Origin of the sequence: unidentified bacterial endosymbiont (genome assembly GCF_918797525.1) — a bacterium.
GTDB lineage: Bacteria > Pseudomonadota > Gammaproteobacteria > Enterobacterales > Enterobacteriaceae > Enterobacter.
Map to the genome: position 1 here is coordinate 3149101 of NZ_OU963893.1, position 11919 is coordinate 3161019.

Sequence of the window (11919 nt, forward strand, 5' to 3'; positions counted from 1 at the left end):
GGATATCGCCAGGCCGTGCGCGACAGCGGGGCTTTTCAAGCAGCCCTTGCGCGGCAAGGTGAAGATTGCGCGCGGCAGAAAGCGAGAGTTGCGGTAAAGACATGCGTTTTCCTGTCAGTCAAAGCGCCATCAGTACCACGTACGTTTTTTAATGCACTATCGCCATCAGTTCCTTAAGCAAATGTTCCGGCTGCTCACCGCTGAGTTCAGCGTCGACCGGCAGGTACCACCAGTTTTCTTTCGCAAATGCACGACATTTCACCGCGTCTTTTTCGGTCATAATCAACGTCTGCCCGGGTGCCGTCAACGCATTCACCTGCTCTGCCACCAGCGCCTGATGGTCTGCCAGCGGAACCAGTTTTTCGAGCCGGGCGCCACATTGCTCAAGCGTAGTAAAGAACCGCGGAGGATGGCCAATTCCCGCCATTGCCACCAGCGCGGACAACTGAGCGACATCCCGACGTTCTCCCGTTAACAGGTTGATCGCCATCCCCGGATGAAGATGCATGGGGATTTCGCCCGGCCCCGCAACGCCGCCGTTAACAATGACCGCATCAACCGACTGTAGCCGCGAAGCGCGTTCACGCATCGGCCCGGCAGGCAACCACCAGCCGTTGCCGAAACGGCGAACCCCATCGATAACCACAATTTCTTTATCACGCGCCAGGGCGTAATGCTGCAGCCCATCGTCGGTGATGATGATTTGGACGTCGTGTTCGGCTATAAGCGCCACAACAGCCTCACTCCGTACGGGCGACACCGCAACCGGCGCGCCGGTACGTTGATAAATGAGGACTGGTTCATCGCCCGCTTCTGCGGTGGGTGTATTTGCTGCCAGCAGCAGCGGATACTGCACCGCTTTACCGCCGTAACCGCGCGACACAACCCCTGGACGAATACCGCGTTTCTGCAGTTGTTCCACCAGCCAGATAACCACTGGCGTTTTGCCGTTGCCGCCAGCCGTAAGGTTACCGACAACGACAACCGGCACCGGCGCGCGCCAGGCGCGTTTCAGCCCCAGTCGATAAAGCAAGCGAATAGCACCGCTCACCAGACCATACAGCCAGGAGAGCGGCAGAAGCAGCAGCCACAGCGGTGATTCACCGGACCAGATGCGTGCAATCATTGTCCGAACTGCATTTTATGAAGCTGAGCGTATACGCCACGGTGTGCCAGCAGATCGGCATGGCTACCGCGTTCAACAATCACGCCATCTTCAACCACAACAATTTCATCAGCCTGTTCAATAGTCGACAAGCGGTGCGCAATCACCAGCGAGGTACGGTTCTTCTGCAGTTCATCCAGCGCTGACTGAATCGCACGCTCAGATTCGGTATCCAGCGCAGAGGTCGCTTCATCGAGGATCAGCAGTGGGCTATCACGCAGCAGGGCACGCGCAATGGCGATGCGCTGACGCTGGCCCCCGGAGAGCAGCACGCCGTTCTCACCGATAATCGTATCCAGGCCGTTATCCATCTTATTGATAAAGTCCATCGCATACGCCATACGTGCAGCATTTTCTATTTGCTCACGGCTGTACTCTTCATTACGGGCATACGCGATGTTGTTGGCGACCGTGTCGTTGAACAGATGCACGTTCTGAGAAACCAGCGCCACCTGGTTACGCAAAGACCGGAGGGTGTAGTCCCGCAGATCGTGACCATCTAACAGGATCTCACCTTCGTCAATATCGTAGAAACGCGTAATCAGGCTGGCAATGGTCGATTTACCCGAGCCGGAACGGCCTACCAGCGCTACGGTTTTCCCCGCCGGAATGGTCAGGTTAATATTACGCAAGGCCGGGATTTCACGGTCTGGATAGGTGAAGGTCACATTGCGGAACTCCACATCACCCTTTGCGCGCTCAATCTGGCGTTTGCCTTCATCTTTTTCCTGTTCGGAATCCAGAATGCTGAACAGGGTCTGACAGGCGGCCATCCCGCGCTGGAACTGGGCGTTAACGTTAGTTAGCGATTTAAGCGGACGCATCAATGCAATCATGGCTGAGAAGACAACGGTGATCGTCCCCGCCGTCAGGGTCTCCATAACGCTCGGGAAGCTTGCCGCATACAGTACAAACGCCAGCGCGAGAGAAGCAATCAGCTGAATGATCGGGTCGGAGATGGAAGAAGCCGACACCATTTTCATGCCCTGCAGACGCATTTTATTGCTGACTTTATCAAAGCGGCTGGTTTCAACTTCCTGACCGCCGAAAATCAACACTTCTTTATGCCCTTTGAGCATCTGCTCGGCGCTGGTGGTGACCTGTCCCATCGTGTTCTGCATACTCTTACTGATATTGCGAAAACGCTTAGACACGACCCGAATAGCAATAGAGACAATCGGCGCGAGAACGATAAGGATGATCGACAACTGCCAGCTGTAATAGAACATCATAATAAACAGACCGATAATCGACGCGCCTTCACGCACGACGGTTATCAGCGCACCGGATGACGAAGAGGCGACCTGCTCTGAATCATAAGTAATTCGTGACAGCAAGGTACCGGTGGACTGCTTATCGAAAAAGGCGACCGGCATGCCCATCATGTGGCTGAACAGGCGACGGCGCATGGTCATCACCACTTTTCCCGATACCCAGGAAATACAATAGCTGGATATATAGCTGGTGATACCGCGTAAGATCATCAGTCCGATAACCACCAGAGGCATCCATAGCAACACTGAGCGATCCGTTTTACCAAAACCGTCATCCAGTAACGGTTTGAGAAGCGATAGCATAAAAGTATCGCTGGCTGCGTTGAGGATTAACGCAACGCCCGCCACGATCAAGCCTGTTTTAAAGGGTGCAATCATCGGCCAGAGTCGGCGGAAGGTTTGCCACGTGGAGAGATCTTTGTCGTTATGCATTCAAAAAACCAGCATTTGTTGAAATAGCCGCATATTCTACCCGTTATCTACGGACACGCCAAACCGCTGATGATACCAACGCGGTAAATAGTGATCCCGCAAACGTCGGATTTGCCAGTGATGTTGTTTAAAGGTCACCGATATCTGCCCGGAGTGAGGGGTATCGTGCCAGATGTAGCCCTCTTTTTGATAACGTTTAACTACCTTAAGCGATGGGAATCTCCACGCGTTATAACGCGCGGCAGAGGCCAACGCAATTTTTCCCTCTACCCGTTGCACCAGTGGCGCGGATGAAGAGGTATTGCTGCCATGATGAGGCACCTGTATAAGGGTAGAAGCCAGATAACGCCAGTAATGGCTAAGCATAGCCTGTTCCGCCAGCGCTTCAATATCGCCCGTCAACAATACGCTCTGCTCCCCGTCATCGATTTTTACCACACAGGAGCGGTTATTACCTGTGGCGATGTTGCCTTCAGGTGGCCAGTGAACAGAAAAGGTTAGCCCCTGCCATGTCCATCGCTGCCCGCGAAAACAAGGTAGGTGCCCTGCCCACCGCAACGGGCTTCTGATCCACAACGCGGGCCACGTTTTTTTGAGCGACATCACCCCTCCCGTATGATCCCTGTGCTCATGGCTAAGAATGACGCCCTCTGGCTGTAGATGATGCCAGCGTAGCCACGGAATAATGATCTGTTCTCCGCTGTCGCCGCCCGGCCAGGCCAGCCCGGTATCGTATAAAATCGCTTTACCCTGCCGTTCAATGACCATTGCCAGGCCCTGCCCGACATCTAACATATGCAGCGTCCAGCCCTCATGATTAACCGTTCGCCAGAAAGGAAACGCCAGCACAATGCTTAAGGCCAGACAGACTGCCGGGCAGATTCTCCAGGCACGGAAACGCCAACCCATGACGGCAAGCCACGGCAAAAGCGTCAGGTACTGCCAGCGCTCATCCACGCTCTGCCAGCCGTCAGGCAAGCCTTCCAGCAGCCGGAAAAGAACCTCAAGCGACCTATCGGCCGCCAGCCAGATGGCCGTTTCTAAGGGCGCCAGTGGCAGCAAATGCAGCAGCATGCCCAGCAGGATCAGCGGTACGGAAATAAAGGTGACCAGCGGGACGGCAAAAAGATTAGCCACCAGTGAAGTGACGCTGAAACCATGAAAAATCATCACCTGAAGCGGCAACAACAGGAGTAACATTCCCGCTTGCAGATAAAGCAAATTGACCAACGGCCGCACCCGACGATGCCAGCGCCACGGATAAAACGGCAGCCATTGATACCAGAATATGAGCGCAGCAACCGCAAACGCCGATAAGGCAAGGCTTTGCGATAACACGGCCAACGGGTCACACACCAGAATTGCCGCCACGCAGCATAGCCATACCTGCCAGGGCGACCACTGACGACCGCTAACCCGCAACGCGGCCACTACGCCAAGTGAGATTACGGTGCGCAAAGCCGGGGGCTGTAAACCCGTCAGCCATGAATAGAATACCGCGAAGAGCAGTCCGGCGAATAAAGGCAACTGCCAGGCTATCCAGCGAACGGGCAGCACAAACTGGATGCCGCGGGCCAGTAGCCAGGCGATGGATGCAGCCAGAGCGATGTGTAAACCCGAAATCGCCATCAGATGGAACGTACCGGTTTCACGCATCAGATTTTTTGTTTCTCGTGACACATTGAGGCGCTCGCCCATTCCCAGCCCAAGAATTATCGGCCCCCATGAGTATGCCGCTAGCGTCTCTTGCAGCGAGGTCAGGTATTGCGCGCGTAAACTGCAGCGGCTGTCGATGATCTCTGCATACGTAATCCTCCCGGTCAGCGTGCGATGTCGGGCAAAGGCGTTTTGCTGCGCATCATAGCCCCCGTCGTTCAATTCTCCGTGCACAGCCCTGAGGCGGACCATCATTGCCCAACGCTGGCCAGCACATATCGGTTTCGGCAGGTCACTTCCATACAGCGTCACGCCCGTGGTAGCCCACCAGCGTTTACCGTCGTGGGCGATAACCTTCCCCTGATGCGTCGTAACGCCATCGGTAGCGGTGATCTCGATCTCAACTCGTTGTGGTCCGGCGGTTAAATTCTGCATCGGCCAGACGCTCTCCTGGGCCGCCAGCACGCCCCAGACAAAAAACAGTAACCCGATCCCCAGACAACGCAGCCACCTGCACTGCTGAGCGGCCATCACGACGCCGGCGGCAATAACCGCCAGGAGCGTATCAAGGCCGGGTAAAAACGGCATCCACAGCAACGGGATGATAGCCAGAATGGCACATGCGCTGACGGCGGGTATCCCCATGTTCACCTCCCTGTTTCCGGGCAGTATGCGAACAAAGCTGGACTACGTCAGTCGGGAAAAGAGAGCATTACAGCGAAGGCTGCAACATTCTTAAGCATTTGCAGCAATGCGAATCAGAAATTGCTGTGGGGCTTCAGAAATGAGAAAGAAGAGCACAAAAAAAGCACCCGAAGGTGCTTTCTTTTAAACCCAGTTTACCCTGAAGGCTAAACTCAGTTGCCGTAAATGTTGGCGCGATCGCGCAATTCTTTGCCCGGTTTAAAGTGCGGAACGTATTTACCTTCCAGCTCAACTTTATCGCCCGTCTTCGGGTTACGCCCGGTACGTGGAGCACGATAGTGCAGAGAAAAACTACCGAAACCGCGGATTTCAATACGCTCGCCCTGGGCAAGAGTGGTGGCCATATGCTCCAGCATCTCTTTAACAGCATCTTCCACAGCCTTCGCCGGGACATGCGGTTGCTGACTGGCAAGTCTTTCAATCAATTCTGACTTGGTCATGATTCCTCCGGTTCCTTTCAAACCAATTAGCTAAACAGCTCATTAAACAAGGGCGGCCGTAGCCGCCCTTTGTTATTGATTACAGGACGAATCCTGCAATCTGTCAAGTCTGCTCTTCATCCTTCTCACCGCAAATGGGTTACAGATCAAACGATGTTGAGAACTTGATTACTCGCCTTTAGCTGCTTTGAAAGCTTCAGCCATTGCGTTGTTAGAGAAGTTTGCATCTTCCTGTTTGTTAACAGTTGCGATTGCATCTTTCTCATCAGCTTCGTCTTTCGCACGAACAGACAGGCTGATTGCACGGTTCTTACGGTCAACACCGGTGAACTTAGCTTCAACGTCGTCGCCAACGCTCAGAACCAGAGTGGCATCTTCAACGCGGTCACGTGAAGCTTCGGAAGCGCGCAGGTAACCCTCAACGCCGTCAGCCAGTTCTACGGTTGCGCCTTTAGCGTCAACTGCAGTCACTTTACCGTTTACGATCGCACCTTTCTTGTTCAGTGCAACCCAGTTGTTGAACGGATCTTCTGCCAGCTGTTTAACGCCCAGAGAGATACGCTCACGCTCTGCGTCAACCTGCAGAACAACTGCAGCGATTTCGTCGCCTTTTTTGTATTCACGCACTGCTTCTTCGCCTGCAACGTTCCAGGAGATGTCAGACAGGTGAACCAGGCCGTCGATGCCGCCGTCCAGGCCGATGAAGATACCGAAGTCAGTGATAGACTTGATTTTACCTTCAACACGGTCGCCCTTGTTGTGGGTTTCCGCGAACTGCTGCCATGGATTATTTTTGCACTGTTTCAGGCCCAGGGAGATACGACGACGTTCTTCGTCGATATCCAGAACCATCACTTCCACGACGTCACCCACGTTAACAACTTTGGATGGGTGGATGTTTTTGTTGGTCCAGTCCATTTCGGAAACGTGTACCAGGCCTTCAACGCCTTCTTCGATTTCAACGAAGCAGCCGTAGTCAGTCAGGTTGGTTACGCGACCCGTCAGTTTAGTGCCTTCTGGGTAACGCTTAGCGATAGCAACCCATGGATCTTCGCCCAGCTGTTTCAGGCCGAGGGATACACGAGTACGTTCGCGGTCGAATTTCAGCACTTTAACGTTGATTTCATCGCCAACGTTCACGATTTCGCTTGGGTGCTTAACGCGTTTCCACGCCATGTCGGTGATGTGCAGCAGGCCATCAACGCCGCCCAGGTCAACGAATGCGCCGTAGTCAGTGAGGTTCTTAACGATACCTTTGACTTCCATGCCTTCCTGCAGGTTTTCCAGCAGCTGATCGCGTTCTGCGCTGTTTTCGGATTCGATAACGGCACGACGGGATACAACAACGTTGTTGCGCTTCTGGTCAAGCTTGATAACTTTGAACTCAAGCTCTTTGCCTTCCAGATGCAGGGTGTCACGAACTGGACGAACGTCTACCAGTGAACCTGGCAGGAACGCACGAATACCATTCAGCTCAACAGTGAAGCCACCTTTAACTTTGCCGTTGATAACACCGACTACAGTTTCAGCTTCTTCGTAAGCTTTTTCCAGCGTGATCCAGGCTTCGTGACGTTTAGCTTTCTCACGGGACAGCAGGGTTTCACCGAAGCCGTCTTCTACTGCATCCAGAGCAACGTCAACTTCGTCACCAACCTGGATTTCCAGCTCGCCCTGGGCGTTTTTGAACTGCTCTGCCGGAATGGCGGACTCAGATTTCAGACCGGCGTCAACCAGTACTACGTCTTTGTCGATAGCAACAACAACACCACGAACGATGGAACCCGGACGGGTTTCGATTGTTTTTAAGGATTCTTCAAATAGTTGAGCAAAAGATTCAGTCATGTTTAATCTTCAGGTTAATATAACGTCCACCTGGCTCCGTGCCGGATGGGGTTGTTTCACATACCCGCCTTCAGTCCATTGCAGCGGGGATACTGCTAAATAGGTCGCGATTACGCGAGTGCCAGTTTTTGGCGCGCATATTGTAGCGCTTTTTCAATCACTTGCTCAATAGTTAAACTGGTGGAATCCAGAACTAATGCATCTTCCGCAGGAACAAGCGGGGCGACGGCACGGTTGCGATCGCGGTCGTCGCGCTCTTTTATCTCAGATAAAAGGCGATCAAAGTTAACACTAAACCCCTTTTCCTGCAACTGAAGCATGCGGCGTTGAGCACGTTCTTCCGATGAGGCGTCAAGGAAAATTTTCACGGGAGCGTCCGGGAAAACGACGGTTCCCATATCACGCCCGTCGGCGATCAGGCCCGGTGCTTCACGGAAACCGCGCTGGCGGCGCAACAACGCTTCGCGTACGCGCGGGAACGCAGCGACCTGAGAGGCCGCGTTTGCGACGTCCTGGGTCCGAATTTCAGCGCTCACGTCTTCCCCTTCCAGGATCACTTCGAGGTTGCCGTCAGTAGAGACAAAACGCACATCCAGATGCGCAGCCAGCGGTACCAGCGCCTCTTCAGAGGCAACGTCCACATGGTGATGCAAGGCCGCCAGCGTCAGCACGCGATAGATTGCTCCCGAATCTAAAAGATGCCATTGCAATGCTTCCGCCATCGCTTTGCACAGAGTACCTTTCCCTGCGCCACTTGGCCCATCAATGGTGATTACCGGGGCAACTGCCGTCATCTTTTTCTCCTTAATTAAGGCATACCGTTAACATAAACGCCGCGCATTATACGCGCCAACGTGCGCAACTGTTACCTTTGCGTGCAAATTACCGAATGATAGAAGCAGAGTGTAGAAGAAATAAGCGCGGGTGTTCATCAGGAACCGTAAGGAAATGATGCCGCACCCGAAGATGCGGCAGAGCGTCATCAGGCCAGCGTACTGATGCGCGCCAGCTGCCCGAAGTAGTCCGGGAAGGTTTTCGCCGTGCACTTCGGATCGAGGATGGTGACCGGGGTATCCGACAGCGCCACCAGCGAGAAACACATCGCCATACGGTGATCGTTGTAGGTGCCAATTTGCGCGGACTGCAGTTTTACCGGCGGCGTGACGCGAATGTAGTCTTCGCCCTCTTCAACGTGAGCGCCAACTTTACGCAGCTCAGTCGCCATCGCAAACAGGCGATCGGTTTCTTTTACGCGCCAGTTATAGATGTTGCGCAGCGTCGTGGTGCCATTGGCGAATAACGCCGCCGTCGCAATGGTCATTGCCGCATCCGGGATATGGTTCATGTCCATATCAATGGCGTTAAGTTCGCCGCGTGTACAGGAGATGAAGTCATCGCCCCAGGTCACCACGGCGCCCATTTTCTCCAGCACATCGGCAAAACGGATGTCGCCCTGCACGCTGTTACGGCCTATGCCGGTGACTTTCACCGTACCGCCTTTAATCGCGCCAGCGGCAAGGAAATAAGACGCGGAAGATGCATCGCCTTCAACCAGATAGGTGCCCGGAGAGTGATACTGCTGCGCCCCACGCACCACGAATCGCTGATACGCCTCGTTTTCAACCTCAACGCCAAAGGTCTTCATCAGGTGCAACGTGATGTCGATGTACGGTTTCGAGACCAGATCGCCTTTGATTGTAATCACCGTATCCTGCGGCGCCAGCGGGGCAGTCATCAGCAACGCGGTCAGGAACTGGCTGGAGACGCTGCCGTCAACCTCAACGTGACCGCCGGTAAACCCCCCGCGCAAACGCAACGGCGGGTAGTTTTCCTGCTCCAGATATTCAATCTGCGCGCCGCCCTGACGCAGGGCATCGACCAGATGACCAATCGGTCGCTCTTTCATGCGCGGTTCGCCGGTCAGGACGATGTTGTTGCTGCCCAGACACAGCGCGGCCGCCAGCGGACGCATTGCGGTACCCGCGTTGCCCAGGAAAAGCGCAAGCTCATCTATGGAACGTAACGCGCCGCCGTTGCCGGTCACTTCACATCGGGTACGATCGTCAGAGAGTGTGTAATGAACGCCCAACGCTTTCAGCGCATTGAGCATATGGCGCACGTCATCGCTGTCCAGCAGGTTAGTGAGGACGGTCGTGCCGTTTGCCAGCGCTGCCAGCAGCAGAGCGCGGTTCGAGACACTTTTTGAACCAGGCAGATTAATGGTGCCATCCACCCGCGCGATAGGTTGTAACGTCAGGGATTCCATGAAACTTCACTCTCAACTCAACATAATAAAAAACCCCGCAGCCGCGCTACGGGGGTGATAACGGGGCGATTAACCGTGACGACGTTCGAAATCAATCATGAATTCGGTCAATGCCTTAACGCCTTCCAGCGGCATGGCGTTATAGATAGAGGCGCGCATACCACCCACGACACGGTGGCCTTTCAGCGCGTGCAGGCCTGCGGCGAACGACTCTTCCAGGAAGAGTTTATCCAGGCTGTTGTCCGCCAACTGGAACGGCACGTTCATGCGGGAACGGTTCGCTTTCGCCACGTCATTGCGGTAGAAGCCGCTTTTATCGATAGTGGCGTAGAGCAGGTCCGATTTTTGCTGATTGATCTTGTCCATTTGCGCCACGCCACCCTTTTGCTTCAGCCATTTGAAGACCAGGCCGGAAAGATACCACGCAAACGTCGGCGGCGTGTTGAACATAGAGTCGTTATCGTTGAGCACGGTGTAATCAATAATCGACGGGCAGGAAGTGTGGGCTTTGCCCAGCAGGTCTTCGCACACAAGGACGATAGTCAGCCCGGCGGGACCAATATTTTTTTGAGCGCCAGCATAGATAACGCCGTAACGGCTGACATCCAGCGGCGTGGAAAGGATTGTGGAAGAGAGATCTGCCGTGACCACCACGTTCTCACCAAAGTGTGGCTCTTCGTGAATGGCGATACCGTCGATGGTTTCGTTCGGGCAATAGTGCAGGTATGCGGCATCAGCGGAAAGCTGCCACTCGCGCATCGGCTTAACAGCACGCAGGCCGTCAACAGTCACTTTGGCGTCGATGACGTTCGGGGTGCAGTATTTATGCGCTTCTTTTACCGCACTGGCCGCCCAGTAGCCTGCATCAACATAATCGGCCGTGGTTTTATCGCCCAGAAGATTGAGCGGGATGCCCGCAAACTGACCGCGGCCACCGCCGTGGCAGAACAATACTTTGTAGTTCGAGGGAATGTTCAGCAGATCGCGAAAATCTTTTTCTGCCTCTTCCGCCACCTGAATGAATTCTTTACCACGATGGCTGATTTCCATCACCGACGTACCCAGACCGTTCCAGTCACACAGCTCCTGTTGCGCCTGTTTAAGTACATCTGCCGGTAACATTGCTGGACCTGAACTGAAATTAAAGACTTGAGCCATTTCCCCTCACCACGCTAAAAGCCATAAGTTATAACTGTGGATATCGGTTTTATCATTCAGTGACACGCGCCGCAATGTCTAAAACTTATGACCGGTGAAATGTGCTCGTCATCACACAATACAATCTGCCACCTTGCGGTAACAAAACCGACAAAATAGCTGTCAGGTAATACGTTTAGCCCGGCTAACCCGCGACCATTCCGGATTTGCGCAGCGTGGACATAATTGATGGTCCCCCGCCTGTAGAGCAATAACATGGCTACATCTTACACAGGCGTACTCTTGTGACTCAGGAACGGTCGTAAACCGCTCAACGAAGCTGTCTGGCAAAATGCACAGCCCCGGTTTCACCTCATCATCGGCATAGTAATAAACGCTGATTTGTCCGTTGGTCTCCATTATGGCCAGCCGTACCTGCCCCAGTTGTTCAACGCTGCTGATTCGAAGCTCCATAAAGAACTCAAGCTCTGTCATATTGGCTGCGCGAACGTTCTCCCAGGCCAACCGCCCTTCTTCCACAATAACAACCGGTTTCCCTTCAAACAGATCTTCCAGTTTTTCACTTTTCGACATCAGCCACATCACCAGCCGGTACAGCAAGGCCAGTGAGACGAAGACGATAAAGACCGGCACCATCGGCACATCGTCATAAAAGGCGACATCCCCCGCCGCGGATCCGAGGGTGAGGATGATCAACACTTCAAAAAGCGACATCTGCCGCACGCCGCGACGCCCGGTGATCTTGAGAAACAGAAACACCAGGACAAAGGTATAAAGACTACGCAGCGCGACCTCCCACAAAAATTCAGGAGGAACTTTGTCAAACGCCATCCGCTGGAGATCGAAAGCTTTCATTTTTCTATGCCTTAACAGTGGTTTACTGCCAGTAAGCATAGCTCAGCCTTTTATTTTCGCCGAAGATAGCACCTGTCACGCAAAACCCGTATCATTGCGCGCTTTACGTACGATAAAAGTGAACGC

At 53.9% G+C, this 11919-nt stretch carries 9 protein-coding genes; all 9 read right to left on the reverse strand.

Annotation, left to right across the window (positions count from 1 at the left end; all coding sequences use genetic code 11):
* Positions 1 to 148 precede the first annotated feature (148 nt).
* The 9 genes from lpxK to NL510_RS15065 all read right to left on the reverse strand — a co-directional run bounded on the left by lpxK (position 149) and on the right by NL510_RS15065 (position 11793).
* Entirely contained in the window at positions 149 to 1126 is a 978-nt protein-coding gene (lpxK, locus tag NL510_RS15025; RefSeq protein WP_253377930.1) for a tetraacyldisaccharide 4'-kinase, read from the reverse strand.
* On the reverse strand, positions 1123 to 2871 hold the full coding sequence (msbA, locus tag NL510_RS15030) for a lipid A ABC transporter ATP-binding protein/permease MsbA (RefSeq protein ID WP_253377931.1): 1749 nt from the start codon (positions 2869 to 2871) through the stop codon (positions 1123 to 1125). The genes lpxK and msbA overlap by 4 nt, the downstream gene beginning before the upstream one ends.
* A 36-nt stretch (positions 2872 to 2907) precedes the next feature.
* A complete protein-coding gene (locus NL510_RS15035) occupies positions 2908 to 5172 on the reverse strand; it encodes a ComEC family protein (RefSeq protein WP_253377932.1) in 2265 nt (754 codons plus the stop codon).
* Positions 5173 to 5384: 212 nt separating this feature from the next.
* Positions 5385 to 5672 carry an integration host factor subunit beta gene (gene ihfB / locus NL510_RS15040; protein WP_014069584.1) on the reverse strand — a complete coding sequence of 96 codons (288 nt, stop codon included), beginning with the start codon at positions 5670 to 5672 and terminating at the stop codon, positions 5385 to 5387.
* 168 nt (positions 5673 to 5840) lie between these two features.
* On the reverse strand, positions 5841 to 7514 hold the full coding sequence (rpsA, locus tag NL510_RS15045; RefSeq protein ID WP_253377933.1) for a 30S ribosomal protein S1: 1674 nt from the start codon (positions 7512 to 7514) through the stop codon (positions 5841 to 5843).
* Positions 7515 to 7624: 110 nt separating this feature from the next.
* Positions 7625 to 8308 carry a (d)CMP kinase gene (cmk, locus tag NL510_RS15050; RefSeq protein ID WP_253377934.1) on the reverse strand — a complete coding sequence of 228 codons (684 nt, stop codon included), beginning with the start codon at positions 8306 to 8308 and terminating at the stop codon, positions 7625 to 7627.
* Positions 8309 to 8496: 188 nt separating this feature from the next.
* Positions 8497 to 9780 carry a 3-phosphoshikimate 1-carboxyvinyltransferase gene (gene aroA / locus NL510_RS15055; protein WP_253377935.1) on the reverse strand — a complete coding sequence of 428 codons (1284 nt, stop codon included), beginning with the start codon at positions 9778 to 9780 and terminating at the stop codon, positions 8497 to 8499.
* A gap of 69 nt (positions 9781 to 9849) precedes the next feature.
* Complete coding sequence (gene serC / locus NL510_RS15060; protein ID WP_253377936.1) at positions 9850 to 10938, reverse strand: 3-phosphoserine/phosphohydroxythreonine transaminase; 1089 nt, start codon at positions 10936 to 10938, stop codon at positions 9850 to 9852.
* Between the two features lie 162 nt (positions 10939 to 11100).
* Positions 11101 to 11793 (reverse strand): DUF421 domain-containing protein, encoded by a 693-nt coding sequence (locus NL510_RS15065; protein WP_253377937.1) that lies wholly within the window; start codon positions 11791 to 11793, stop codon positions 11101 to 11103.
* Between the last annotated feature and the right edge of the window lie 126 nt (positions 11794 to 11919).